This is a genomic window from Microcoleus sp. D3_18_C4 (assembly GCF_036702355.1).
Lineage (GTDB): Bacteria > Cyanobacteriota > Cyanobacteriia > Cyanobacteriales > Microcoleaceae > Microcoleus.
In genome coordinates, this window is record NZ_JAUBTF010000041.1 from 1 (window position 1) to 25803 (window position 25803).

At 43.0% G+C, this 25803-nt stretch carries 23 protein-coding genes; 13 read left to right on the forward strand and 10 right to left on the reverse strand.

Annotated features, from left to right (window positions below; translation table 11 throughout):
- Positions 1 to 63: 63 nt before the first annotated feature.
- The 4 genes from QUA90_RS19580 to QUA90_RS19595 form a co-directional block, all read right to left on the reverse strand.
- Positions 64 to 588: a DUF6414 family protein gene (locus tag QUA90_RS19580; RefSeq protein ID WP_333447231.1), complete on the reverse strand. Its 525-nt coding sequence runs from the start codon at positions 586 to 588 to the stop codon at positions 64 to 66.
- Positions 548 to 1579 carry a CHAT domain-containing protein gene (locus tag QUA90_RS19585; RefSeq protein ID WP_333447233.1) on the reverse strand — a complete coding sequence of 344 codons (1032 nt, stop codon included), beginning with the start codon at positions 1577 to 1579 and terminating at the stop codon, positions 548 to 550. Before QUA90_RS19585 ends, QUA90_RS19580 begins: the two co-directional genes overlap by 41 nt.
- Positions 1580 to 1799: 220 nt before the next feature.
- On the reverse strand, positions 1800 to 2711 hold the full coding sequence (era, locus tag QUA90_RS19590) for a GTPase Era (protein ID WP_333040924.1): 912 nt from the start codon (positions 2709 to 2711) through the stop codon (positions 1800 to 1802).
- 68 nt (positions 2712 to 2779) lie between these two features.
- Positions 2780 to 2953, reverse strand: coding sequence for a hypothetical protein (locus tag QUA90_RS19595; protein WP_333447235.1), 174 nt, complete (start codon positions 2951 to 2953; stop codon positions 2780 to 2782).
- A gap of 267 nt (positions 2954 to 3220) precedes the next feature.
- On the opposite strand from QUA90_RS19595, the gene QUA90_RS19600 reads away from it, so the two are divergent.
- Entirely contained in the window at positions 3221 to 3652 is a 432-nt protein-coding gene (locus tag QUA90_RS19600) for a hypothetical protein (RefSeq protein ID WP_333447236.1), read from the forward strand.
- A gap of 454 nt (positions 3653 to 4106) precedes the next feature.
- Here the strand turns inward: QUA90_RS19600 and QUA90_RS19605 are convergent, their stop codons facing one another.
- Complete coding sequence (locus QUA90_RS19605; protein ID WP_333447238.1) at positions 4107 to 4379, reverse strand: hypothetical protein; 273 nt, start codon at positions 4377 to 4379, stop codon at positions 4107 to 4109.
- A gap of 250 nt (positions 4380 to 4629) precedes the next feature.
- Between QUA90_RS19605 and QUA90_RS19610 the strand changes: the two genes are divergently transcribed.
- From QUA90_RS19610 to QUA90_RS19620, 3 genes are all read left to right on the forward strand, one after another.
- On the forward strand, positions 4630 to 5187 hold the full coding sequence (locus QUA90_RS19610; RefSeq protein WP_333447240.1) for an NUDIX hydrolase: 558 nt from the start codon (positions 4630 to 4632) through the stop codon (positions 5185 to 5187).
- Positions 5188 to 5363: 176 nt separating this feature from the next.
- Positions 5364 to 6119, forward strand: a complete 756-nt coding sequence (locus QUA90_RS19615; RefSeq protein WP_333447242.1) for an ATP-binding cassette domain-containing protein — start codon at positions 5364 to 5366, stop codon at positions 6117 to 6119.
- Positions 6120 to 6272: 153 nt separating this feature from the next.
- Positions 6273 to 6923, forward strand: coding sequence for an ABC transporter permease (locus tag QUA90_RS19620; RefSeq protein ID WP_333447244.1), 651 nt, complete (start codon positions 6273 to 6275; stop codon positions 6921 to 6923).
- A gap of 37 nt (positions 6924 to 6960) precedes the next feature.
- Here the strand turns inward: QUA90_RS19620 and QUA90_RS19625 are convergent, their stop codons facing one another.
- Positions 6961 to 7545: a DUF1802 family protein gene (locus QUA90_RS19625; protein ID WP_333327889.1), complete on the reverse strand. Its 585-nt coding sequence runs from the start codon at positions 7543 to 7545 to the stop codon at positions 6961 to 6963.
- 487 nt (positions 7546 to 8032) lie between these two features.
- On the opposite strand from QUA90_RS19625, the gene QUA90_RS19630 reads away from it, so the two are divergent.
- Both QUA90_RS19630 and QUA90_RS19635 read left to right on the forward strand, forming a co-directional pair.
- The gene (locus QUA90_RS19630) at positions 8033 to 13963 is read left to right on the forward strand and encodes an AAA family ATPase (RefSeq protein ID WP_333447246.1); all 5931 of its coding nucleotides are present in this window, start codon (positions 8033 to 8035) and stop codon (positions 13961 to 13963) included.
- Positions 13956 to 15500, forward strand: a complete 1545-nt coding sequence (locus QUA90_RS19635) for a response regulator (RefSeq protein WP_333330921.1) — start codon at positions 13956 to 13958, stop codon at positions 15498 to 15500. Before QUA90_RS19630 ends, QUA90_RS19635 begins: the two co-directional genes overlap by 8 nt.
- A gap of 1108 nt (positions 15501 to 16608) precedes the next feature.
- Here QUA90_RS19635 and QUA90_RS19640 read toward each other — a convergent pair.
- The 4 genes from QUA90_RS19640 to QUA90_RS19655 all read right to left on the reverse strand — a co-directional run bounded on the left by QUA90_RS19640 (position 16609) and on the right by QUA90_RS19655 (position 19085).
- The gene (locus QUA90_RS19640; RefSeq protein ID WP_333330914.1) at positions 16609 to 16740 is read right to left on the reverse strand and encodes a hypothetical protein; all 132 of its coding nucleotides are present in this window, start codon (positions 16738 to 16740) and stop codon (positions 16609 to 16611) included.
- Positions 16737 to 17375, reverse strand: a complete 639-nt coding sequence (locus QUA90_RS19645) for an IS1634 family transposase (protein WP_333388446.1) — start codon at positions 17373 to 17375, stop codon at positions 16737 to 16739. The genes QUA90_RS19640 and QUA90_RS19645 overlap by 4 nt, the downstream gene beginning before the upstream one ends.
- An 18-nt stretch (positions 17376 to 17393) precedes the next feature.
- A complete protein-coding gene (locus QUA90_RS19650) occupies positions 17394 to 17729 on the reverse strand; it encodes a DUF4277 domain-containing protein (RefSeq protein WP_333447248.1) in 336 nt (111 codons plus the stop codon).
- 441 nt (positions 17730 to 18170) lie between these two features.
- Positions 18171 to 19085 carry an alpha/beta fold hydrolase gene (locus tag QUA90_RS19655; RefSeq protein WP_333447250.1) on the reverse strand — a complete coding sequence of 305 codons (915 nt, stop codon included), beginning with the start codon at positions 19083 to 19085 and terminating at the stop codon, positions 18171 to 18173.
- 175 nt (positions 19086 to 19260) lie between these two features.
- On the opposite strand from QUA90_RS19655, the gene speB reads away from it, so the two are divergent.
- The 7 genes from speB to frr all read left to right on the forward strand — a co-directional run bounded on the left by speB (position 19261) and on the right by frr (position 25655).
- On the forward strand, positions 19261 to 20190 hold the full coding sequence (speB, locus tag QUA90_RS19660; protein WP_333388320.1) for an agmatinase: 930 nt from the start codon (positions 19261 to 19263) through the stop codon (positions 20188 to 20190).
- A 133-nt stretch (positions 20191 to 20323) separates the two neighbouring features.
- A complete protein-coding gene (locus tag QUA90_RS19665; RefSeq protein WP_333388323.1) occupies positions 20324 to 20881 on the forward strand; it encodes a thioredoxin family protein in 558 nt (185 codons plus the stop codon).
- Positions 20882 to 21015: 134 nt separating this feature from the next.
- Entirely contained in the window at positions 21016 to 21816 is an 801-nt protein-coding gene (gene modA, locus QUA90_RS19670) for a molybdate ABC transporter substrate-binding protein (protein ID WP_333388326.1), read from the forward strand.
- A gap of 127 nt (positions 21817 to 21943) precedes the next feature.
- Positions 21944 to 23764, forward strand: a complete 1821-nt coding sequence (gene modB, locus QUA90_RS19675) for a molybdate ABC transporter permease subunit (protein WP_333447252.1) — start codon at positions 21944 to 21946, stop codon at positions 23762 to 23764.
- Positions 23765 to 23861: 97 nt separating this feature from the next.
- The gene (gene msrB / locus QUA90_RS19680; protein WP_333084305.1) at positions 23862 to 24260 is read left to right on the forward strand and encodes a peptide-methionine (R)-S-oxide reductase MsrB; all 399 of its coding nucleotides are present in this window, start codon (positions 23862 to 23864) and stop codon (positions 24258 to 24260) included.
- A 131-nt stretch (positions 24261 to 24391) separates the two neighbouring features.
- Positions 24392 to 25120 (forward strand): UMP kinase, encoded by a 729-nt coding sequence (gene pyrH / locus QUA90_RS19685; RefSeq protein ID WP_333076369.1) that lies wholly within the window; start codon positions 24392 to 24394, stop codon positions 25118 to 25120.
- Positions 25107 to 25655, forward strand: coding sequence for a ribosome recycling factor (frr, locus tag QUA90_RS19690; RefSeq protein WP_333161226.1), 549 nt, complete (start codon positions 25107 to 25109; stop codon positions 25653 to 25655). The genes pyrH and frr overlap by 14 nt, the downstream gene beginning before the upstream one ends.
- The last annotated feature ends 148 nt before the right edge of the window (positions 25656 to 25803 follow it).

Genomic DNA, 25803 nt, shown 5'->3' on the forward strand with positions numbered 1-25803 from the left:
GCCTATTTTTTTTTAGCACACATTGGCTCAATCCTTACAAAGGTATGGGTTTCAGGCTGGTTGTTACCCCCCCAGGTTTTTCGATTGAACTAAGGCATCACTGAATTGATTTCGCAACTCCTCTAGATTTGAATAGGTAGCAAGGTAAGCACAAGCCATTCCAAGTTGGTTAATATTTTTAATGGTTTCATTGACTATTTTTACATCATTAAATAGAAGCCTTCCTCTTATCTTGATAAAGTCGTAGTCGTCAAGATTCTTGATTTTCCTTCCAATGTTACTTGAGTCAACCTGCAAAACTCTTTTATCATCAAAGAGCTTCTCTTCAAAAAGACTGTAAGAGTAATCATGCAGAAATTTCCTCTCCTCAGTAGAAGCTTCCTTATTAAGGATATCAGCTAAGACTCGTCCACTTCCTACAGGTCCTTCCTGAGCCTCTAGCTCATTCCTTTTATTACCAGAGTAATTTGTTACGTATTCCGTTAGTCCTTCAAATATCTGTGAGGAGATTGAGTACATTTTGTACTCATCTAGATAAATAAATGACTTAATCCTCTTTTTGCTGTTTCCTTTGGATGTATTCTTCATAAAATTGCTGGCGAAGCTCCACTTGATCAACATCACTTCCATTCAAGGAAGGAACATTATGTACAGTCGATGAAGGAGAAGACGCACGAATTGTAGAAAAAGATTCTTTAATCTCAGCATGAATTTCGCAAATAGTACCATCTTTGATACATGCGGCTTGAAGAGGAAAATTTGAGGGAATCGCTGTTAAGAGATTTTCTCTAAGGAAGAGACTCCAATTATACATCTCTGCATTTTTGATAAAGAGACTTTCTGCAACTTCTTCCTTAAGAACAGCCAGAATGTTTTCTATTAGCGTTTGCGTTCTCATATTCCGAGGCGCAGTTACTTGATACTCTGCACCTACTTCTGTGTAAACTACGAAAAACACTATCGTGGGTACACCTTGAACATTTCCAATTGAAATACTCTTGCCCAATGCTTTCTTATTGAACAGAGTAGGTGTCAAATGCTCTGGAATTCCCTCTATACGAATAGCATTACACCCTAACTGATAACCAAACTCAAAAGATTCACCAGCACCAACTGCTGTGTAGAATCCAACCGCAAATTCAACTGCTGCACGATCTCCGATCGCCTGTTCCAGGCCTACAACGTAATTTATATGCCGTGCAATCGCCTCAGCCTGAAACTTTGAGTAACAAGCGTTTAAAACGACACACTCTACATGACTAGAGAAAAGTCTAAATAAATCTGCTAAGGCTTCTGAATCAACTAGTTTTGCTTTTCCAGTTAGATCTTCAAAAACCAACCCTTCTTCTCCTGCACCATGTCCACTGAAATGCACAATTTGAGGCTTGAAATCCAACATTGCTTGTTGAATATCTCTTGTACGGGTCGCACCTCTTGAATTGATAGGAACCTTACCATATCCTGCTTGACGCAAACGGTCTTTGATTTCCCGTTCCTCCTGCTGCAAACGTAAGCTTGTTGTTCCTATTGGATTAGCAGCTAGGAACAAGATGGATTTCTGTACTTTGACTTCATTCATAACAATTAACCAAGTAGCCTAGCTAAATTCAGACTATCGTTCAACAAAAGCTCTCAAATTGGTTGCCTCAACAGACTCTCTCTAAACTATACTTCCACTGACGATCTATTTGCAAAATCTTAGCCTATGGCTGCGGATCTGGCAAAATTGTCAATCTTGTTTTTAATCTGCTTCTGAGCACATCAGGATTAACATAGGGAAACTGCCAACAGATAAAGTTTTATTCTTCCACCCGATATCCCAATTCGGCTAAACGAGTGCGCGACTGCCGCCACTTCGGCTGCACCTTGACAAATAACTCCAAATACACTTTGCCTTCAATTAACTTTTGAATCTGTTCCCGGGCCGCACTGCCGATCGACTTGAGCATACTGCCGCTTTTACCAATTAAAATACCTTTTTGGGAATCCCGTTCGACGTGAATTGTCGCTAGAATCCTAGTAATTTTCGCTTCTTCTTGAACGATGTCGATCGCAATTGCTACAGAATGCGGCACTTCTTCCCGCGTCAGCAGCAAAATCTGTTCCCGAATCAATTCGCCCATAATAAAGCGTTCCGGCTGGTCAGTCACCAAATCGGGCGGATAATAATAAGGCCCAACCTCCAAATGTTCGATTAACAATTGTTGCAGCGGCTCGACACCCTCGCCCGTGAGAGCGGAAAATTTCACTACAGGCCACTCAGGATTGACAATTTGCTCGTAAGTGCGATCGATCAACACGGAATCCTCCGGTTGTTCGTCCAACTTATTCATCCCCAAAATCACCGGAACTTTGCAATTGCTGAGAATTTCGACAATATATCGATCGCCCCCTCCCGATTCCACCGAACCATCCACCACAAACAGCACCACATCCACCGACTGAATCGCGGTGCGGGCATTCTGCACCAAAACCTTGCCCAATTGGTGATGCGGCTTGTGAATTCCGGGAGTATCTACAAAAATAATTTGTGCTTCCGGTGTCGTTAGGATGCCCCGCAGCCTGTTACGTGTCGTTTGAGACACCGGCGAAGTAATCGCAATTTTCTGCCCCACCAACTGATTCATCAGCGTTGATTTTCCGACATTCGGGCGTCCGACAATACCCACAAAGCCCGATTTGTAACCCGCCGGAGCCACGGGAACACCCATAATGTCCGATACGTCGATAAATTTACTATCTTCCACTAAAATCACCTATTTTCAAGCCCCTTCTCTGTCTATTGTCGCCTGAAAATACTCAAACGCCCATCGATGCACTGTAGCATCTTTCTCGCCCTGGTATAGCGCGCCACACTCAAAGCTCGATCGAGCCGCAAACCAGTGTTAAAACAGGATATGCGATCGGCAAAACTTGATATCTGAGACAAAATTTGATAAAGTTCCAATGACATCGCTCAAAAATGAATCATTCTGGTAAAACCGACTCCCCAATGCTGTAACAACTTCAGATGTGTAAATATCTAACTCAACTGAAACTTTTCTACAGTGTGTCAGGCAAGCCAGTTTTAACATTTTTGAAGATGTTTGGTAATAAATTAGGTAAGTTGAACTCAAACTCAAAAGCTGAATATCATCAGGCGCTTTCTCAATAAAAGCTAGTGTCTTTTGAGCATACCTAAATTAGTGCTAATCGTCCTAAAGTTGAGGAGATGAATCGAATGAAATCGAAATTATTTTGGAGTGCCTGCACCGTTTTGGTAGCAAGCTTGCCTGTTCCCGCATTGGCTCAAACAAGCCCTCCCACCAGCCCTCAAGCAGGTATTGACTACAAGGGTGGCTCGAAGAATTACCAGTTGGTACCGGGCAGAATCCAAGACAGAACCTTGCCCAGAGCCTTTGACTTTCCAATTATTACCAATGTTGGTACTGACACTAGCATCACCTCGGATTTCCTAATTACCGATCAGTTTCGCGCCCCAGCGGGTCGTACAGAATACACCGGAGCTCTCACCACCTGGGCAGCATCAATCAGAGAATGTCTGGCGAAACAACCGCTGTTGATTCGAGCCAGCACCAAGAACCCGATTCAGATTAATGGTAGAGTAGGCACGATTGTCAGAAACGCAAATAACCGTGCAGTTTGCAAATAAGCCAGCAATATCACAGGGGCTAAATTGACCGTAAGTGCTGTAAGGGCGGGTTCACCAATATCTCCCATGCAAGCATCGATACAGTAAACCCGTCACCGCAGCGATATTGGGGTCAATCAAGGCCAGTTGATATAACTTCCGCTATCTTAAAGATAAAAACTAGAGAGTGTTTTTGAACAAAAAGAGCAATAGAAAACCTATTGCTCTTTTTGTTGGCGAAATTTCAATTAATATCTATGAGGACTTCTATGATATCGGCGGCAACGACATCATAGAAGAGGTTTGTAGTGAGGAATGCAAGTCCTTATCAAAGTTTAAGGACTTGCATTCCTCACTGCAAACGAGATAATTACGCAGAACAATTACGCAGAAACCAGCCTGTTTCCAAAAAATCCCGTGGAACCGGAGGGATATGGATTTTAACACCTGGTTTATGAAAGTTTGTCTGCGTAATTCACGATTTAGTAGCGCAAAATTCATGTGTACTCAGTAAAATTTCGCCATAATCAGGAATCCAAGCTAGCCACTGTTCTTCGGAACATTCACACAACAACCACGCTTCGTCAAAGCTGAATGCGGTTGGCGGATTGAACAATTTAACCCACATAGAAGGAGTCAATTTTGGTGCAGGTACGGCACAGCCAAATTTTTCCCAGTCGCGGACACTGGCGAAGCTTCCGGGCGTTGGTTGGGATTGCCAAGTACGAATATCTGTTTGCAGTTTCATAACAACTCCTTTTGAGCTAAGGTTCTGAACCAGGTCGGGGTTTCAACAACCCAGAGCGAAGGCGCAGAAAAATTCATTATGTAGTCTATGCTACGGAATTTCCCAGGCAAATGTGTAGCCTTGTAGCAAAAATTTACAATCGAGAGGAAAAAACTGGCTCAAAGCTGAAAAGGTCGATCGGCTATTGTTCAGCTCGGCAAAAATCGCCTACCATAGCAAACAGCATCTGATTTATTTCAAAAATTCCCACATGAACCAAACTGCACAATCCCAGTGGAAAACTCTAGACCGCTTTGTAGAAATCAACTCTCATTGGGTAAAACTAATCGCCGAACATCTCGAAACAACCGAAGGAAAAACAGTAGAATATTGGCGAGTAGAAAGAGCAGATTCAGTTGTAATCTTGACAATTCAAGCTGACAAATTGCTGTTTCCTCCACCGATGTATCGCCCCGGCGTGGCAGAAGCAACCCTCGATTTTCCCGGCGGTCGCGTACCAGCCGAAGCCACGCCAGCAGCGGCAGTTCCAGCTATACTCAAGAAAGAATTAGGCGTGACAGAAAGTGCGATCGCCCGCATCGAACCGATCAACACCATTGGCTGGGCAATAAACAGTTCCTTCTCCAATCAAAAACTCTACGGTTTTGTTGCAGAATTGCACCCTACAGCAACAGTAAGCCCCGAACATATCGGTGCTGCATATCCTGCTACCCCAGACGGAATTCGCGATTTGCTCAAAAAATTAACTTGCCTCCAATGTCGAGCCTTGCTGCTAGAATGGCAAAATCAAGTCGATTTTAGATTTTAGAATTGGGAATTGCCCCCCATTCTCGCTGATTTGAATTTTAGGACTTACGCTCATAAACCCGGTTTCTCTGATAAATCTTGGGTTAAGCAGCAAATTATCTAAGAAAAAAACCTGGTTTCTAGCCCCTTGTATGTAAGTTCTAAAATTCCTGAAAACCGAAATCACCGGAACTAATCATGCCTCTCAATCATGAAGTTGCTGTCGAATGCCTCGACGTGACATATCGCCTCAACCGCAGGCATTTAGTAGACCAACTCAATTTCAAAGTGCTGCAAGGAGAAGTTTTAGTATTGCTGGGACGCAGCGGGAGTGGCAAAACTACTACCATGAAATTGATTAACAATTTACTAACGCCAAGCAGTGGCGAAGTTCTTGTCATGGGAAAACCGACAACTCAGTGGAACCCAATTCAACTGCGTCGAAAAATTGGCTATGTGATTCAAGAAATTGGTTTGTTTCCTCATTTTACCGTCGAGCAAAACGTCGGTTTAGTGCCAAAATTAGAAGGTTGGGAGGGCGATCGTATTCAATCTCGCGTCCGCCAACTGTTAGAATTAGTCAACCTCGACCCCCAGCACTTCGCCAAACGCTATCCCCATCAGTTATCCGGCGGACAGCGGCAGCGGGTAGGCGTCGCTAGAGCACTGGCGGCTGACCCTCCGATATTGTTAATGGATGAACCGTTTGGTGCTTTAGACCCCATTACTCGTCTGGAATTGCAGCGAGAATTCGGTCAATTGCAACAGCAACTGGGCAAAACTGTGATTTTTGTGACTCACGGAATTCAAGAAGCTTTTTTGTTAGCTTCTAGAATTGGTTTGATGCAAGATGGGCGGTTGATTGAATTGGCAACACCTGATGATTTTCTCAAATCTCAGCATCCAGAAGCTCGCGCATTTATTGAATGTTTGCAATTACCCGGGACTGGGTAATAATATGATGTGCGATCGCATCATTCATTTATGGCTATCGGTCGGTTTTTGAAGCTGATGGTGGCCAATTAAAGATATTGGTGAACCGACTCGTACGAGATATTCGATTATAGGAAAATTTACAATTCTGCATTCCTAATTACTAATTTCCACATGATGCAATTTATCAACCGCTATGGCACTGAGATAATTCAGCGCGCAACTGAACACTTATATTTAGTAACTGTGGCAATTTTTATCGCTATTATTGTGGGGATGCCCCTGGGAATTTTAGCCACGAGAAAACCCAAATTAAAAAAGCCAATTTTGGGTTTTGCTAATATTATGCAAACAATTCCCAGTTTAGCTTTGTTTGGCTTGCTAATCCCGGTGCCGGTAGTGGGTGGAATAGGCGATCGCACGGCAATTATCGCCCTCACTCTGTATTCTTTACTGCCCATTATCCGCAATACTTATACTGGTATTGTCGGCGTCGATCCAGCTATTACGGAAGCAGGAAGAGGCATGGGGATGACTGATATGCAACTGTTATGGCAAGTGGAAATTCCCCTGGCACTGGGCGTGATTCTGGCGGGGGTGCGAGTTGCTGCGGTAATTGCGATCGGACTTGCTACAATTGCCGCTGCAATTGGCGCGGGTGGCTTGGGGGTGTTTATTTTTCGTGGCGTTGCTACCGTCAACAATCAGTTACTTTTGGCTGGGGCAATTCCGGCCGCTTTCATGGCCTTAGCTGCGGATTTTGGGCTGGGTTTTGTAGAAGCCCGCCTCTCGAAAAGTACATTAAAAACTATTAATGAGGACTAAAATCCTGAGTGCCATCTGTCAGCGTTGTCACTATCTGCTAACCAGAAGCATTCGCAGGATTTGCTATCAGATTGCGGATTTCATTTGAGCGTTCAACGTATTCGCGATCGCTCAAAACAGCTTGGCTTCCCTCCAGCGAAATAGCATCAGCCAAATCGATCCAAGAACGGCAACCGCCGTATTCAGGAATGTAGGGAATTTCGCGGCTTTCTGCAAGGCGATAAGCCCGCAGCAATAAAATATAAATTGGCTGAGCTTGTTTCCATTTTAGGCGATCGCTGACAAAATTTTCATTCCAAATATGGTAGGGAAATAGCGCAGTAATTGCCGGTTCCCAAGCTACCAAAAAAACATCAGTAATCTCCGCCCAACTACCAATTCTAATCACTTCAGGATGCCAACCAGATTTGACAGTCTTGACTTGATGTGCAAACTCCGGCTTTAATAAACCCGGCTGTTGGTGTTCAAAAGTTGGATACAGCAAAACCTGTTTGTCAGTGACATTGAACTGTCCTGCTTGCTCGCGAATTCCTCCCTTCCGCAACAGCACAATCGTTTGACCTTGTTCCAAAGCATTAACTGCTACATTCCATTCTTTCAGCGCCCTAGTAGTTGATTTCATAGGAATTTAGTTAAGTTTTAACAATATTAACAAAAATCGGTACTTTCAAGCAAGTACAGCCATTGTGTCCTGTAAAAATTGGCGTAGTCCTGAGTATGCAGCACTATCTTATTGTCATAAAGATAATAATTGCTTGAGCTAAATCGTGGGGCAAGTGCTGTTTTCTTTATTACTCTAACCGCAAAAATAATCGTCTCTTCTCTGTCCAAGCTATCCTCTACTATCACACCGCGTAGATTCAGCACTTTTGTCGTTAATTTTTTCAGGAGTTTACTTAAATACTTAATAAAGTTTAAAGATTCTTGCAGATTAAGTACCAAACAAGCACATTGAGATTTGTTAAAATCTAAATATTATTCAAAAAGCTTAGATTATACTTTTTTAGAGTGCATAGAAAATAGTTTTTTAATTCGATTCTGTCATAAATATCAGTATAGCTACTGAAATACCACCTGCTCTTTAATTGATCACTAGGGAAATTACGTACATGAGCATTACTATTTTGGGTTACAACCTAAGCGCAGCTATTTACGAAAGTGTCAATACTATTATTTATCGCGGCATCAAAGATATTGATGGAACCTCAGCAATTATCAAAACCTTCAAAGCTGAGCATCCGACAATCGAAGAAATTTCCCGATTAAGACACGAATATAAAATACTTCGACATTTAGACAGTCAAGGAATAGTTAAACCCATAGCTTTAGAAAACTCTCATAACGGCTTAGCGCTGATAGTAGAAAATTTTAGCGGTCAATCCTTAAAAGATTATCTTAACAATCAATCCTTGGCGATAGACGCCTTTCTCAAAATCGGCATTCAGTTAGCAAACACTCTGGGAGAGATCCATCATAGTAATGTAATCCATAAAGACATTAAGCCCCAAAATATCCTAATTAACCCAGATACAAACGAAGTAAAAATCATTGATTTTAGCATTGCTTCTCTCTTAGAGCGAGAAAATCAAACCGTCACCAATCCCAACTTATTAGAAGGAACTCTTGCTTATATGTCGCCGGAACAAACCGGCAGAATGAACCGCTCAGTGGACTACCGCACGGACTTTTACTCCCTCGGCATTACATTTTATGAAATGCTGACGGGTAAGCTACCTTTTTCCGCAAAAGACCCCCTAGAATTCGTTCATTGCCATATAGCTAAATCACCAATACCACCTCAAAAGCTGAGTCCCGAAATCCCGGATGCAGTTTCTGAAATTGTAATGAAATTATTATCTAAAACCGCTGAAGATAGATATCAAAGTGCTTTAGGAATAAAAGTTGACTTAGAAACCTGCCAGCAGATGCTTGCTTCAGGAGAGATTTGCCAATTTATTATAGGTCAACTAGATTCCTACAGCCAATTTCTGATTCCGCAAAAACTCTATGGACGGGAAAAAGAAGTTGCTAGTTTGCTAGAAGCTTTCGCTCGCGTCAGTGGTGGGACAACGGAAATGATGCTAGTTTCCGGTTATTCAGGTATCGGGAAATCTTCCTTAGTTAACGAAGTTGATAAACCTATAGTCGGAGCAAGAGGGTATTTTATTTCGGGTAAATTTGATCAATTTAAGCGGAATATTCCTTATGCTTCTTTAATTCAAGCATTTCAAGGATTGATGCGGCAACTGCTCACTGAAAATTCTGCTCAAATAGCTATTTGGAAAGCTAAAATTATCAAAGCACTTGGTGCCAATGGGTCAATTATTATTGAGGTTATTCCCGAAGTAGAAAAGATTATTGATCCACAGCCTGCGGTTCCGACTTTGGGACCCACTGAATCTCAAAACCGATTTAATCGAGTGTTTCAAAAATTTATACAGGTGTTTAGTAAACCCGAACACCCCCTAGTGATATTTTTGGATGACTTGCAGTGGGCAGATTCGGCTTCCCTTAAGCTTATCCAGCTAATTATGACCCATCCAGATAGTAAATATCTGCTATTAATTGGGGCTTATCGGGATAATGAAGTCAGTGCCACTCATCCCTTAATTTATACTTTAGAGCAAATTCAAAATACCAGGGCGATAGTAAATAATATTATCCTCCAACCTTTGGATATATCTCATGTCAACCAATTAGTAAGCGAAACCCTTCGCACTCACATTTCCGAAGTTTTGCCCCTGGCTGAGTTGGTTTTTAAGAAAACCCAGGGAAATCCCTTCTTCTTGACTCAACTGCTCAAATCCCTTTATCAAGACCAACTCCTCTCCTTTGATTTCATTCAAGTTTGTTGGCAGTGGGATATCCAACTGCTTCAAGGCATTGATATCAGCGATAATGTTGTCGAATTGATGGTCAGCCAAATTCAAAAGCTATCGTCCCCGACGCAAAATGTCTTAAAATTAGCTGCCTGTATAGGAGATAAATTTAGTTTAGAGGTTTTGGCAATTGCTAATAAAAAATCTCAGTCAGATACCGCAACGGATTTATGGGAAGCGCTCCAAGCTGGTTTCGTTATACCACTAAATAATTCCTACAAAATCCCCCTGCTATTTGACTCGGCCATATCTACAGAAACGTCAACCGAGCAGTTTAATGTCACCTACAAGTTTTTGCATGACCGAGTGCAACAGGCGTGTTATTCTCTGATACCAGAGGATCAGAAAAAAGAAACTCACCGAAAGATTGGTCAATTACTACTGAATTCCACAACCCCTGAAGAACGAAAAGAAAATATCTTTGCACTGGTTAACCAACTAAATTATGGAACGGAGTTAATCACTTTAGATGTGGAAAGATATGAGCTGGCAGAACTGAATCTGATCGCGGGACAGAAAGCCAAAGCTGCCACAGCTTATGAGTCGGCTGTCAAATATTTGAATGTGGGTTTAGGACTACTCCCGGAGAATAGCTGGGAGAGTCAATATAATCTGACGTTTAACCTCCATCTTGAAGCAGCAGAAACTGAATATATAAACACTAATTATGAGCGAGCGCAACACTTATCTGAGACGACCCTGAAACAATCGAAAACCCTTCTGGAAAAAGGCAAGGTCTACGAACTTATAATTCAATTAGAGATGTCTCAAAATCGGAGAATATCAGCTATAGATAATGGACTCGTCGTTCTGGAAATGTTCGGAATTAGCTTAGAGCCAGAACCACCTCAAGAAATGAGAGTTGATGATTTAGCAAACTTGCCGACAATGACAGCTCCCGATAAACTCGCGGCTATGCGAATATTAAATCTTATTATAACACCAGCTTTTATTGTAAATCCTGCGATGTTTCCGCAAATTCTTTATACAAAAATAGCCTTGTCTATTAAGTATGGAAATTCGCCTGAATCTGCTTTTGCTTATGTTTGGTATGGAGTGTTACTCTGTGGAGGATTAGGAGACATAGATTCTGGATATCGATTTGGTAACTTAGCTATTTTTTTACTAGAAAAATTTAACGCTATTACCCTTAAATCAAAAATAGTTTGTATATTTAATTGTCTGGCAAGGTTTTGGAAAGATCCGCTTAAGGCCACCCTAGAATCTTTGGTTGATGCAATTCAAAGTGGTATAGAAACTGGAGATATAGAATATGCTTGTCACAGTATAGCAAATTATTGTAATCACTTACTTTTTAGCGGGGGAGAGCTACAAAAACTTGAGCAAGAACAGGCAAAATATGTTGCTATGACCATTCAGCTCAAACAAGAATATGATACTTTATTTGTGAAAGTTCACCAGCAAATAGTTGACAATTTACTGGAGAAAAACTCAGACACATACCATTTACTAGGTGCAAGCTTTAATGAAGAAGAACTACTGCCAGGAATTATAGCTTCTAACAATGGGACTTTGCTCTATGCCTATTATGCCGGCAAAATGATGCTATCTTATTTATTTAAAGAGTTTAATCAAACATTAATTCTTGCTCATTTAGCATTAAAATACGCCAGCATGGGTGCAGGATTAATTCACATGAGTATCGACAACTTTTACCATTCTCTTTCCCTCCTAGCACTGTATCCAAAAGCCTCGCCAAAAGAGAAAGAAAAATATCTAAGTGTAGTAGCAGCTAACCAAGAAAGAATGAAGACTTGGGCGTTCCATGCGCCGTGCAATTTTCAGCACAAGTATGAGTTAGTAGAAGCAGAAAAAGCGCGGGTTTTGGGACAACCTTTAGAAGCGAGCGATTATTACGATCGCGCCATAGCAGGAGCCAAAGAACAGGGATATATCCAAGAAGAAGCATTAGCCAACGAATTAGCAGGAGACTTTTATTTTTCCCGTTCTAAAGATAAAATTGCTCGGATTTATTTAACCGATGCTCGCTACGGATATAGTCGCTGGGGAGCGAAAGCTATAGTCAAAGATTTAGAAGCCAGATATCCTCAAATACTTTCCCGGATAGCCAAGCCAGAAAGTCAAGGTAGCCCGGTCACGATGATCACTAGCTCGACGAGTGCAGCGAGTGGCGCACTAAATTTAGCGACTGTCATCAAAGCCTCTCAAGCTCTCTCTGGCGAAATTGTGTTGACTAATTTGTTAGCGAAATTGATGAAAATAGCGATCGAGAATGCGGGTGCTCAAAGTGGCATTTTCATTTTAGACCAAGCTGGAAATCTACTCATTGAAGCTTATGGCACTGTAGATGGCGATGTAGAAGTGCTGCAAAGAATACCAGTGGAAAACACTAAGCAACTACCCATATCTTTGATTAACTATGTTGCCCGAACTCAGGAAAATGTGGTATTAAACGATGCGAGTTGTGAAGGAACCTTCACGGCGGATACTTATATCGTCAACCAAAAACCCAAGTCAGTATTATGTACCCCCATAGTCCATCAAGGAAAACTGACTGGGATTCTTTACTTAGAAAATAATCTCACAACTGGTGCTTTTACTCCCGATCGTTTAGAAGTTTTACAACTTTTATCTTCTCAAGCAGCTATTTCAATTGAAAATGCCCGTCTTTATAACGATTTGGAAGCAGCAAATGCTACTTTAGAAGCGAAGGTGGCAGAAAGAACGCAACAGTTACAAGAAAAAAATATCGATTTACAAAAAGCAGAAGAATTAGCGAAAGCAGCCAACTCTGCCAAGAGTGAGTTTCTTGCTAATATGAGCCACGAGCTCCGAACGCCACTTAATGGCATTTTGGGTTACACCCAAATCCTCAAACGACAAAAAAACTTGGCTGACCAGCAAAAAGATGGTCTGAACGTGATTAGTCAGTGTGGCGAACACCTCTTAACCCTAATTAACGATATTTTAGATCTCTCCAAAATCGAAGCCCGAAAAATGGAAATCCACTTGAGTAATTTCCATTTCTCACAATTTTTGGAAGGTCTGGCTGAAATTTGCAATATTCGGGCAGAACAAAAGGGAATCTCCCTTATTTACGAGCCCATTACCCAACTACCTATTGCCGTCCAGGGTGATGAAAAACGGTTGCGTCAAGTTTTAATCAACTTACTTGGCAATGCGATTAAGTTTACCGAAAAAGGCGGAGTGGCATTCAAAGTAGGATATCAAGATGGCAAGATTCGGTTTCAAGTGGAAGATACCGGAGTGGGTATGGCATCAGAGCAATTGCAAGACATATTTTTGCCTTTTCACCAAGTAGGAGAAGCCAACCTGAAGGTTGAAGGAACCGGGTTGGGACTCGCAATTAGTCGCCAATTAGTCCAGATGATGGGCGGTGAAATAAAGGTGAAGAGTACATTAGGAGAAGGGAGCATTTTCTGGTTCGATTTAGATTTGCCAGAGGTATCCGAATGGGCGACTAATGCAGCCAAAGCCAATGCCCACACAATCGTTGGTTTCAAAGGCCGAAAGCTAAAAATTCTCATAGCTGACGACAAGTGGCAGAATCGTTCGATCCTGGCGGGAATGCTTCAGCCGTTAGGATTTAAAATTCTGGAAGCAACGGAGGGTCAGGACTGTTTAAACAAGGCGGTGGAGTATAAGCCCGACTGTATTTTAATGGACTTGATGATGCCAGTAATGAGCGGCTTAGAAGCAACGCGCCGGATTCGCAAATCATCAGATCAAACTAATTTAGTGGTGATTGCTACTTCTGCCAGCGTTTTTGATTTCGATCGACAACAAAGTGCCGAGGTAGGTTGCAATGATTTTATTCCGAAACCCATACGAATCGAGGAGCTTTTAGAAAAATTACGTACTCATTTAGGGTTAGAATGGATTTATGAAGAAAATCTGGAAGAGATTAGGAAAGCAGAAGGAGAAAAAAAATCTCTAAGTTCTGAAATTGTAGCTCCCCCCGATGAGGAAATCGCCGTTCTATTCGATCTAGCGATGATGGGCGATCTCCGAGGGATTTCGGAGCGAGCTGCAAAACTAGAACAACTCAATGAGCAATGGGTTCCCTTTGCTAGCCATCTGCGCCAGTTAGCGAAAGGATTTGAAGAACAACAAATCCTAGAGTTTATTAAACAATATAGGAGGACAACCAATGAGTAGTGAACTTGCCGAACAAAGCACCATTTTAATCGTAGATGACACCCCGACTAATTTAGGTGTCCTGTTCGATTTTTTGGCTGATTTTGGATTTAAAGTATTGGTAGCTAGGGATGGTCAAAGTGCTCTCCAGAAGGTCGCATATGCTGCGCCCGATCTGATCCTGTTGGATGTGCTTATGCCAGGAATAGATGGGTTTGAAACTTGTCGCCGTTTGAAAGCTAATGACTTAACGAGAGACATTCCCGTGATTTTTATGACGGCTCTTGCTGATACGGTGGATAAGGTTAAAGGTTTGAGTCTGGGTGCGGTCGATTATATCACTAAGCCTCTTCAGCATGAAGAGGTTTTAGCTCGTGTTAATGTCCACATGAAGCTCCGCAATTTGTCGAAGAAACTCTTAGAGCAAAATGTGTGCTTGCAAGCAGAAATCGAACAGCGTGTCAAAGCGGAATCTTCGCTCTTGAAGCTGGCATCGGAGTTGGAAAGGCGAGTTGAGGAAAGGACGGCTGAACTTTTTCAATCCAATCAATTGCTCAAACAGGAGATTCAAGAGCGTCTGCAAGCAGAGGCGGGATTGCAACAATCGGAAGCTCAATTGCGAACCCAAACTCAATGTTTAGAAAAGGCTTTTCTAGAATTGCAAATCACGCAGACTAAACTTGTGCAGAGCGAAAAAATGTCTTGTCTAGGTCAGCTTGTTGCAGGTGTAGCCCATGAAATAAATAATCCGGTTAATTTTATTTTTGGGAATCTTTCTTATGCCGATGATTATACCCAAAATTTGATTGATCTCGTCAATCTTTATCACCAAGAATTTCCGGATGCAGGGCCAAAAGTTGAACAGAAAATAGAGGAAATAGAACTAGGTTTCTTGGTTGAAGACTTACCTAAATTGCTGAGTTCAATGAAGGTAGGTGTTGACCGGATTCGCGAAATTGTTCAGTCGCTGCGAATCTTCTCGCGATTGGATGAATCTGAAATGAAACCGGTGGATATTCACCAGGGTATTGATAGCACTCTGTTAATTTTGCATAACCGTGTTAAAGGAAGGGGGGATCGACCTGCAATTGAGGTGGTCAAAGAATTCGGCAATCTGCCTCTGGTAGAGTGTTATGCGGGTCAGCTTAACCAGGTGTTTATGAATCTTGTTGCTAATGCTATTGATGCCATAGATGATTATAATACGACGCGATCCTTAAGTGAAATGAAAGCTAATCCTTCTCAGATTTTCATTCGCACTGAGGTCACGGAATCTAATCGAGTGTTAATTCATTTTACGGATAACGGGCCGGGGATGACAGAAGAAATTAGCCAACACCTATTTGAGCCATTTTTTACTACTAAGCCTATCGGGAAGGGTACTGGTATTGGGCTGTCGATTTCCCATCAGATTGTAGTGGATAAACACGGGGGCAAGCTCAATTGTATTTCAGCTCCTAATCAGGGGGCAATCTTTATTATTGATATTCCAGTTCACCAGAAAATTTTGGCTACTAATTTAATTACGATGTCTAAAACAGCTTTGGGTATTTCTTAGTTAATTTTAACTGAAGGCGAGTTCAATAAATTTTAAGGGTTGCACGACTATATCAAAATCGATCAGGCAGGGGGATATTCCCCTACTTTAGGTAATGAAGTAAGAGACGGATAGAAGCCTTCGGGAGCATCTCAATGAAAGCAGCGAAGCTAGAAATTGGAGTTTTGAGGCATGAGGCAGAAGGAAGGAACGAGAAGAAGTGTTTTTATAACCCACATTCGGCACCCCCAACTGGCACATACGCGGATTGAGGGGGTAAAAGTGAATCATCCGAGATAATAGTGAGTAAAAACACCCGAAAATCTGTGCAACGCTCGCATCACCCAGTTAGGAATTCCTAAAAATTGCCATGAGCGCATGAATTAAATTTATTCAGCCATAAAAAGTCAAAAATCTGACCATTACTAACTATTACTTCCCAGCATATATCGCTAGCATTATGACCATGAGGCATCACTTCTGCATCTACAATTACTTAAATGTAAATCAGTTTTTCCAATCAATATTAGACTTAATTCACAACAAGAAATAATCAAGCCTACAGGTGAATCTCAATAAAATTTCTATCGCCAACCGTTCAGATATCAAATTAAAAACTTATTGAATTCCTTGAATACAAACGGTATGAATAAATTGAAAAGTTGGGAATTTCCAGCGTAGAGCAAGTTGTTTTTTTCCTTTGGGTAACTAATTTTTGAGTTGAGAATTTGTGAGTTGCAAGTTTTGACGTAGTAACCTTTGATCTCAAGTATAAACCAACAAACACAAACCCATTATCAAAGTTAATGCCTCTATTCTTTCCGGCGACTTGAGGAACACGCTATTCGTAAAAAATAGGGGGTCTTTCAAAAATCCAAGCCCTCTCTCTGCTGCCTGCTGTTCCTTATATTTCACCATCATTTCATCAGGATTTAATTTTGATACATCCAGCACATTAGTAGCTAAGATAAATCGGCCACTAGCTTTGGTTATGCGGGCGATAGCACTAGCATCTAATTCCAGTTTGGCTTAAACTTTAAATATCAAGCTAGAGCTAGAATTTTCATGAAAAATGGTCAAATCAGTAATTGGTCTTCCTGTCGCTTCTAGAGTGCTGCTTTGAGTTAAATTATGACATTTTAGTTGTTGGGATAAACGATTTGCTGCTGACTCCAGCATCGACCATACAAGCAAATTCAATAATTGATAAACCTTGCCCCTTTTTTTGACCCTCAATTTCAGGTTTTTTGATTTTTTTCATTCCTTAACTCGGTCAGCATCACGACGCAAACTACTCTCTATTATTAACCATTTTTGTGTAAGTTCACCAGAATTAGTTTTGTGTTTTGACCAAGTATATCCCGTCTGAGAAATATCCTGCAATTCTGATTCATTTAATTGAGATACCATTGGCTGCCCTTTTTTCAGGCTTAGTAGTACACGAGTTAACCATCTTAAATTGGTTAAGATTTCTAAATTTGGAGCGGTATATAATGCACTGTCAGCTACCATTAAACTGTCGAGATTTAATGGTAGTTTAAAGTCTTGACAAATTGAGGCAAATATGGAATTATCTGATTCGTTCCCTGAAGCTACTCGCAAAAATAGTGGTACATCTTTGTCTCGACTACAAATTAGGTCTAAAATGAATTGTTTTAAGTCGGGATTTGGCCATTGAGAGTAGCCGTAGGTGATCTTAATTGGTATTGGGGGTGTTTGATGGTTGATTGATGAATTATCTGAGCGATTGCCTTCGATTTCTGTGTGATAAAAAGATACTGATGGCAACTCTTGTTCATATTTTCTATGTAGATCAAATGAGCTTGAGTCTAAGTGAGATGTGTCGATATTTATCGGGAATTTTTGAGCCGCTGACAGGGCAATGGTTGTGAATATTTCGGTAAGTTCGGTTCTTTATAATTTATCTAGTACTCTTCCTAAACGGTCATCATTCAGATGTGATGCTTGAATTCCTGGCCCAAGTAAATGTTCTATTGCTTTCCCTTCAAAAAATTTATAGAATAAGTATAGTCGGGCGGAAACCAACCCTAATCCCTTGATAATCATGGCTTTGACTACCAGGCCGGGACTGACTATCTCGCCCGGTTGTTCGCCTACTAATTCATTGATTTTTTGGACAATTCCTAGGTCATTAATTAGACCTGCTACTAAGCCTAGATGGTCTAAGTTTTCTACTGTCATGTCAGATGCTTTCTGCATGGGCTGCTGAATTCTGATTTGAGCGTTCATCGCGATCGCAAGTTTACGCTATTCTTGGTGATGATTGACTATGGTTGCCATTGCAATTAACGCATTTTCGTCATCAATCAGGTAACAGTGAGGTAATAAACTTGGTTTGTGACGATCGCAATTTTAACCTACATCAGATTTAACTCACGCCCTCACGTCTATTATCAGGAATGCTTAACTAGGTGATGCGAGCGTGACCGAAATAATTGAGTATTTTTACTCACTATTGTCTGGGATGATTCACTTTTACCCCCTCAATCCGCGTATGTGCCAGTTGGGGGTGCGGAATGTGGGGTGTAATATCACTTCCGGCTGCACTCCTTATACTGAGGACACGGCACTGCCGTGTCCTAATTTCTTCTTCCTACTTCTTCCTTCGTGTTCTTCGCGTCTGGGCGGTTCAATCAAACCAATTCTTCTGGCACCAAAGGAGCAAATGCACTAATTTTCTGCAATTACCGATCGCTCTTTAATCCAATCGAGTAAAATAGGATTGACCAATTCCGGCGCTTCATCTTGCGGGCAGTGTCCCACTCCCTCCAAAGGAATAAACTTTTCAACAGCCGGAAACTTTGCCAATTCTCGGCCCAATGCGATCGGCTCCCAAGGGTCATCCGTACCCCACAAAATCAAAGCCGGACAGCTTAAAAGCGGCAACAAATCCTCCGGTAGCGGGCCTTGAGAATAACTGATAAATGCTACGAATACTTCGACTGCGCCGCTGTCTTTAGCAGGTTCCAGCAGCATATTTACCAGTTCGTCGCTGACAGCTTCAGGACGGCGATATGCTTGCAAAAGCACTTTTTTTACTGTTTTTGGCGTTGCTAATTGTTTAAAAAATAGTTGACTTATCCACTTGACATTTAACACTTTTTGTGCAATTGGCGCTCCAAAACTGCGATACCAAGGCAATTCGGCGCGTTTGCGATCGTGCAGCAACCGCAGGGAACAATTGAGTAAAATTACGCCAGAAGCAATATCGGGAAAATCCACAGCCGCTTGCATAATTGCCACACAGCCGATCGAATTTCCCACCAAAAAAGCCGGCCCGCCCGCAACTTCCCGACAAAAATCAGCAATTAGCTGTCCCCAAGTTTCAAAAGTATAGTCAATTTCAAGCTTGGGCGCGGGTTTAGCAGAACCGCCAAAACCGATGAGGTCGATCGCAAAACAGCGACAATCAGCCGCCAGCGCCGGCAAATTCTTGCGCCAGTGGCCCCAAGACGCACCAAAACCGTGAACAAACACCACCGCAGGCCCCTGGGAACCCGCAGCCTGGTAGCAAATGGGAAAGCCTTTCCACAGCCAAGTTTGAGGGACAACAGCAGTTGACGAAGTGGGAGTAGAAGATGTCATACGATTTTAGATTTTAGATTTTAGATTGGGCATGGGGCATAGGGCATAGGGCATAGGGCATTGTCAACAGTGCCAACTGCCAACTGCCAACTGCCAACTGACTACTTTGCAGTTAGAGCCGATATTATGTCACGATTAAACCTGCTGACTTCTTTGCTGTATTAAAATTTCCCTTATGCCAACGATCGTTTCCACTGCCGTCGTACCGTTTCTGGGGTCAGAAATTGTACCCGACTACGACACCGCCAAAGTAGTAATCTTGCCAATTCCCTACGAAGCTACCACCACTTACCGCCGGGGGTGCGAAAACGGGCCCGCTAAACTTCTAGAAGCTTCTCATCAACTCGAGTGCTACGACGAAGAATTGGACTCCGAAGTTTGCTACGATGTCGGAATTTATACACAAGAGCCGATCGCCGATACCCGCAACAGGCAACCAGTTTCATCCTCAGAAATGCTGCGAGTCACCCAAGCAGCAGTCTACCAGCTAGTTACCGAAAATAAATTTGTCATCTCCCTCGGAGGCGAACACAGCATCACTGCTGGCGTTGTCGAAGGTTATCGCCAAGCATACCCAAACGAACCTTTCACAGTCGTGCAAATCGATGCCCACGGAGACTTGCGGCACGAGTACGAAGGCTCGATTCACAACCACGCCTGCGTGATGCGGCGTATTGTCGATATGGGCTTACCGACACTGCAAATCGGGATTCGGGCTATCTGCAAGGAAGAAGCCGACTTGATTAAAGCAAAACAGCTAAACGTGATTCGAGCTCGCGAAATCGCTACTCAACCAGATTGGGCCGATCGGGCAATTGCCAGCATAACAACTAAGCGAGTATTTTTGACGATCGACTTAGACGGCATCGATCCGACTTTAATTCCAGGGGTGGGAACACCGGAACCGGGCGGGTTAAATTGGTATTCCCTCACCGCGTTTTTGCGCCGCATCTTCGAGTCCTACGAAGTAATCGGGTGTGACATTATGGAATTAGCACCTATTGTAGATTCTGTAGTCTCAGAATTTACCGCCGCCAAATTAGCATACAAACTTATTGGATACCAAGCCCTGGCTCAAGGTTGGCTAAAGCCAGACGAGGAATAAATCGCGAAGTACGAATCACAATAGGCTGTTGGCAAGGCTAGAATTAAGTTAAAGCCAAACAACAGCCAATTTTACTCGTGCTGACAGTTTCATCTTTCATGCTGGCAAATACTGCTCTTCACCTCCTGAAAACATGAGTTTACTAATGGATACAACGGGTACTCCCATTAACGGCTATGCTCCCGATTTTGAACTGCCGGGAGTGGACGAAGAAGTTCACCATTTAGCTCGATATTTAGAAAAATTTCGGGCGATCGCGGTGATATTTATGTGCAATCATTGCCCTTACGTGCAGTTGTATCTCAATCGCATGAAAGAACTTCAAGCAGATTTTCAAGATCGAGATGTTACTTTAATCGGGATTAATGCTAATGATGCAAATCAATATCCCGACGACAGTTTTGAGAACATGAAAATTTTTGCCGCCAACAATCAACTCAACTTCCCGTACATCCGAGATGTTGCTCAAGATGTGGCTGAAAGTTTTGGGGCTTCTAAAACCCCGGAGGTTTTTTTGTTAGACCAAGACGGCAAACTGCGCTATAAAGGTTTAATTGACGACAACGCTGACGATCCGGGGGCGGTGCAGGTTTCTTATCTGCGGAGTGCGATCGACCAATTGCTCAACAGTCAACCCGTTGAGCCTTCAACTACAGAGGCGATAGGCTGTTCCGTCAAATGGCGATCGTAGTCATTAGTCAGCAGTCATCAGTCATTAGAAGATGATAATCCTGGACAAACAGCATCTACTTGTAAGGTGTGCGGGGCGCACCTTACTACTGCAGATAGTGTAGATCGCCCTAGGGCAAATTATAATACAGCCTTGTGGAAAGAAAACGTATTTTCAACTCGATCGTCGCAGCCGCTGTAGCGCTGACACTGCTGATTGCTTGGAACTTGCTTAAAAGCGTTTCCCCAACAACAGCACAGAAGCAAACGTCTTTAAACGTATCCGCTGCTATCAGTCTATCGAAAGCTTTAGGGGAAATCAAAACTGTTTATCAAAGCAGTAATCCGAATTTTACTATTACTTATAATTTTGGTGGTTCCGGTGCTCTAGAACAGCAAATTCAGCAAGGCGCCCCGGTAGATGTATTTTTCAGCGCCGCCACCAACCCAATGGATGCTTTGCAGCAATCCAACCTGCTAATTAACGACACGCGCCACAATTTGCTGACAAATCGCCTAGTTTTGATTACTCCCAAAAACGGTGTTGCTTTGAGCGATTTTAAACAGTTGACAGATGCCAGAATCAAGAAAATTGCGATCGGCGAACCCAAGAGCGTACCTGTGGGACAATACGCTCAGGAAATGCTAACTAAGCTGGGATTGTGGCAGCAACTTCAGCCAAAGTTAGTGCTAGGAAATAACGTCCGCCAAGTGCTGACATTCGTCGAAAGCGGTAACGTTGATGCTGGCATAGTTTACACGACTGACGCCACAGCCTCCGACAAAGTAGCCCTACGGCTAACGGCTGCCGAAAATTTGCATTCGCCCATTGTGTATCCGCTGGCAGTTATTAAAAACAGCCGCAATCCCGCTGCCGCAAAAGCGTTTGTTGACTTTTTGGCGGGCGATCGAGCTAAAATAGTATTTCAGAAATACGGATTTGGGATAGTTCAATAATTAGGCGTAAAAACTATAAATCTTCAGAAACCATTCTTCACTTCCTTCGTGTTCTTCGCGTCTTCGCGGTTCTTTAAAAAAAAACTCCTTCACAAATCATTTAAGACTGCGATAGTTAATCCCAAATATGGAATTTGACTTATCTCCGCTCTGGATTTCTCTTAAATCATCTGCAATTGCCACATTTTTTACTTTCTTTCTGGGAATAGCCACCGCCCGGTGGATGCTTTCAACTCGCATCAGAGGTAAAGCTTTGATTGAAGGCATTTTAATTTCTCCCTTAGTTTTGCCGCCGACAGTAGTGGGATTTTTGCTGCTGCTGCTGTTTGGGAGAAATGGGGCGATCGGTGAATTTTTGCTACAATTCGACTTAACTATAATTTTCACTTGGCAAGCCGCCGCCATTACTGCCACAGTTGTATCATTTCCCCTCATGTACAAAACTGCTTTGGGAGCTTTTGAGCAAATTGATGCCAATCTTCTCAATGCTGCTCGCACTTTGGGAGCATCGGAGTGGCAAGTCTTTTGGCGGATTATGTTGCCGCTAGCATGGCCGGGAATTTTAGCAGGAACTATTCTCGCATTTGCTCGCGCTTTGGGTGAATTCGGCGCGACGTTGATGTTAGCGGGGAACATTCCCGGACAAACTCAAACTATTCCGATGGCAATTTATTTTGCTGTGGAAGCAGGGGATATGAGGCAAGCTGCTATTTGGGTTTTGATTATTCTGAGTATTTCTTTGAGCGTGCTAACTGCTGTTAATTTTTGGACTGATTTACAAAGGAGATCGCCCAAACCAAATTCGAGCCAAAGACTGCAATCAAATCTTCCTAAATTCGCGTCTACTTTTACCACAAAATCCAAAAAAAAACAACCAGAAAGGGGACTTTTTTTAAACATCTTCAAACCTCTTTCCAGCTTTGCCTTGGATGTCGGTTTCGATATCGGCCCGGAAGTGCTGGGAATTTTGGGCGCGTCGGGTTCTGGTAAAAGCATGACTCTGCGCTGCATTGCTGGTTTGGAAACTCCCAGGAGCGGTAAAATTGCAGTCAATGGCAGGGTTTTATTTGACTCAGCACAGGGCATTAATGTACCTTCTAAAGACCGCCGCATCGGTTTTTTGTTTCAAAACTATGCTTTATTTCCTCACTTGACTGTGGCTCAAAATATTGCGTTTGGCTTGCAGCATTTATCTGAAAGCGAGCAAAAACTTCGGGTAAAAGAACAGCTAATTTCGGTGCAAATGTCGGGACTGGAAAACCGCTACCCGCACGAACTTTCGGGGGGCCAACAGCAGCGGGTGGCTTTGGCGAGGGCGATCGCCCCTTCTCCCGATTTGCTGCTGTTAGACGAACCGTTTTCTGCTTTGGATACTCACTTACGCAGTCAACTGGAACGCGAGTTAATGCAGACTCTGGCTAATTATCGGGGAATTACTTTGTTTGTCAGCCACAATTTAGAGGAAGTTTACCGGGTGTGCAAAAATCTGTTGGTATTGGCTGAGGGAAGGCCGATCGCCTTTGATACAAAACAGAACATTTTCGATCGCCCCCGCAACTTCACTGTCGCCCAGTTGACGGGCTGTAAGAATTTCTCAGCAGCTAAACCGATCTCCGTAACTCTCGTGGAGGCGATCGACTGGGGCTGTACTCTGACTGTAGTCGAACCAATTCCCAAATCTCTAGTTTCTGTGGGAATTCGGGCTCATCAACTGATTTTTGTTAGCGGGTGCGATCGTGAAAATACTTTTGCTTGTTGGATCGCCTCGACTGTGGAAACTCCGCACCGGGTGACATTATATCTCAAATTGCACTCGCCTCCCAATGATTCCCAAGATTATCACTTGCAAGCCGAAGTTTTTAAGGAAAAGTGGAGGGCTATTAAGGACAATCCTTTTCCCTGGTATGTTCATATCGAGCCAATTAGGTTAATATTAATGGAAGCCTGAGTTAACTAGCAATATACCGTTAACCGTCAACACTCAACAGTTAACAGTTAACCGTCAACACTCAACAGCTAAATACATCTTAACCAAACATCAAATCATGCCTGAAAAAGTTAAAAAAACCGACGCAGAATGGCAACAACAACTCACGCCAGAACAGTTTAAAGTCACCCGCAAAAAAGGAACGGAAAGAGCTTTTAGTGGCGAATATCACGACAACAAAAAACCAGGAACTTATAAGTGTATTTGCTGCGGCACTGAGCTATTTAAATCAGAAACCAAGTACGATTCCGGTACCGGTTGGCCGAGTTTCTACGCTCCAGTTAGCGAAGAAAATGTCAAGTGCGAGTCGGATAATACCTTGTTCATGCGCCGAACAGAGGTACTGTGCGCTGTTTGCGACGCTCATCTCGGTCACGTATTTAACGACGGCCCGAAACCTACCGGTCAGCGTTACTGCATGAATTCTGCTGCTCTTAATTTCGTCCCCAAGGATTAAATTTAGTCAACCGTTCTCAGTCAAGTGTTCTGGAACAGACTTTTGGGTCTGTTCCGGGCAATTGATGTTCAAAATGCACCCGTACTGCTATCTTATGGTGGAGGCAAAAAGAGTAAAAAAATAGTGGCGGCATGGGGATGGTATATCAGCGAGTTTTGCTGAAGCTCAGCGGTGAAGCGCTGATGGGCAGCTTGGGCTACGGCATCGATCCGATAGTCGTTCAGTCGATCGCCCAGGAAGTGGCCAAAGTCGTGTCCCAAGGCATTCAAATCGCGATTGTTGTCGGTGGTGGCAACATTTTTCGCGGGGTGAAAGCTGCTTCGGCAGGGATGGATCGGGCAACGGCTGATTATGTGGGCATGATTGCTACGGTGATGAATGCTATCACTTTGCAGGATGCCCTGGAACAAGCAGGAGTGCCAACGCGGGTGCAATCGGCGATCGCCATGCAAGAAGTAGCTGAACCCTACATCCGGCGGCGGGCAATTCGCCACCTAGAAAAAAAACGAGTAGTGATTTTTGGTGCCGGTTCTGGCAACCCTTTTTTTACTACTGATACTACAGCCGCTTTGCGGGCGGCTGAAATTGATGCAGAGGTGATTTTTAAAGCTACTAAGGTAGATGGGGTGTACGATTCCGACCCCCACCTCAACCCCAACGCGCGCAGGTATCAAACCCTCACCTATGCCCACGTCTTGAATCAAGATTTGCGGGTGATGGACAGTACGGCGATCGCCCTTTGCAAAGAAAATAATATTCCTATTATGGTATTTGACCTCTCGGTGTCGGGCAACATCTACCGAGCTGTAATGGGAGAATCTATTGGAACTCTTGTCGGAGGTTTTTGTGAAGTTAGCTGAAGCAGAAGATCATATGCAAAAGGCAGTTGAGGCTACTCAACGGTCTTTTAATACTATTCGGACGGGACGCGCCAACGCCTCCCTCCTCGATCGAGTCATGGTAGACTACTACGGCTCTCCAACTCCGATCAAATCCCTTGCCAACATCGGCACCCCGGATGCGACTACGATCACCATTCAACCGTTCGATCGTACAGCGCTTACCTCGATCGAAAAAGCAATTTCCCTGTCCGATGTAGGACTCGTGCCCAACAACGACGGTTCAGTTATTCGCTTGAACATTCCGCCGCTGACGAGCGACAGACGCCAAGAATTTGTCAAAATGGCCAGTAAGTTTGCTGAAGAAGGTAAAGTTGCAATTCGCAATATCCGCCGCGATGCCGTTGACTCGATTCGCAAGCAGGAAAAAAGCAGCGATATCTCTAAAGATGAATCCCGCGACTTGCAAGATAAAATTCAAAAGCTGACGGACAAGTACATTGCCAAAATAGAAGAAGTTTTGGCAGCCAAAGAGAAAGATATCACGACTGTTTAGGGAATGGGAAATTGGGCAGGGGGAATAGGAAGAGTTTTGAGATTGCCGAGATACGGCCGCCAACAACGAGCAGACGCTTAATGATTTGTGAGTTGTGAGTTAAAAACTCAAGATTTAACACTCATTAACTTACCAATTCCTCCTGCCC

What these genes read in the sequence shown, in the direction of transcription:
- speB (WP_333388320.1), top strand. Translation starts at nt 19,261, where the DNA reads ATGCCAACGATCGTTTCCACTGCCGTCGTACCGTTTCTGGGGTCAGAA.
- QUA90_RS19580 (WP_333447231.1), bottom strand. Translation starts at nt 588, where the DNA reads ATGAAGAATACATCCAAAGGAAACAGCAAAAAGAGGATTAAGTCATTT.
- QUA90_RS19615 (WP_333447242.1), top strand. Translation starts at nt 5,364, where the DNA reads ATGCCTCTCAATCATGAAGTTGCTGTCGAATGCCTCGACGTGACATAT.
- QUA90_RS19625 (WP_333327889.1), bottom strand. Translation starts at nt 7,545, where the DNA reads ATGAAATCAACTACTAGGGCGCTGAAAGAATGGAATGTAGCAGTTAAT.
- QUA90_RS19595 (WP_333447235.1), bottom strand. Translation starts at nt 2,953, where the DNA reads ATGTCATTGGAACTTTATCAAATTTTGTCTCAGATATCAAGTTTTGCC.
- QUA90_RS19600 (WP_333447236.1), top strand. Translation starts at nt 3,221, where the DNA reads ATGAAATCGAAATTATTTTGGAGTGCCTGCACCGTTTTGGTAGCAAGC.
- QUA90_RS19630 (WP_333447246.1), top strand. Translation starts at nt 8,033, where the DNA reads ATGAGCATTACTATTTTGGGTTACAACCTAAGCGCAGCTATTTACGAA.
- QUA90_RS19655 (WP_333447250.1), bottom strand. Translation starts at nt 19,085, where the DNA reads ATGACATCTTCTACTCCCACTTCGTCAACTGCTGTTGTCCCTCAAACT.
- QUA90_RS19640 (WP_333330914.1), bottom strand. Translation starts at nt 16,740, where the DNA reads ATGAAAAAAATCAAAAAACCTGAAATTGAGGGTCAAAAAAAGGGGCAA.
- era (WP_333040924.1), bottom strand. Translation starts at nt 2,711, where the DNA reads ATGGGTGTTCCCGTGGCTCCGGCGGGTTACAAATCGGGCTTTGTGGGT.
- msrB (WP_333084305.1), top strand. Translation starts at nt 23,862, where the DNA reads ATGCCTGAAAAAGTTAAAAAAACCGACGCAGAATGGCAACAACAACTC.
- QUA90_RS19610 (WP_333447240.1), top strand. Translation starts at nt 4,630, where the DNA reads ATGAACCAAACTGCACAATCCCAGTGGAAAACTCTAGACCGCTTTGTA.
- QUA90_RS19650 (WP_333447248.1), bottom strand. Translation starts at nt 17,729, where the DNA reads ATGAACGCTCAAATCAGAATTCAGCAGCCCATGCAGAAAGCATCTGAC.
- QUA90_RS19665 (WP_333388323.1), top strand. Translation starts at nt 20,324, where the DNA reads ATGAGTTTACTAATGGATACAACGGGTACTCCCATTAACGGCTATGCT.
- QUA90_RS19620 (WP_333447244.1), top strand. Translation starts at nt 6,273, where the DNA reads ATGATGCAATTTATCAACCGCTATGGCACTGAGATAATTCAGCGCGCA.
- modB (WP_333447252.1), top strand. Translation starts at nt 21,944, where the DNA reads ATGGAATTTGACTTATCTCCGCTCTGGATTTCTCTTAAATCATCTGCA.
- QUA90_RS19635 (WP_333330921.1), top strand. Translation starts at nt 13,956, where the DNA reads ATGAGTAGTGAACTTGCCGAACAAAGCACCATTTTAATCGTAGATGAC.
- QUA90_RS19585 (WP_333447233.1), bottom strand. Translation starts at nt 1,579, where the DNA reads ATGAATGAAGTCAAAGTACAGAAATCCATCTTGTTCCTAGCTGCTAAT.
- pyrH (WP_333076369.1), top strand. Translation starts at nt 24,392, where the DNA reads ATGGGGATGGTATATCAGCGAGTTTTGCTGAAGCTCAGCGGTGAAGCG.
- QUA90_RS19605 (WP_333447238.1), bottom strand. Translation starts at nt 4,379, where the DNA reads ATGAAACTGCAAACAGATATTCGTACTTGGCAATCCCAACCAACGCCC.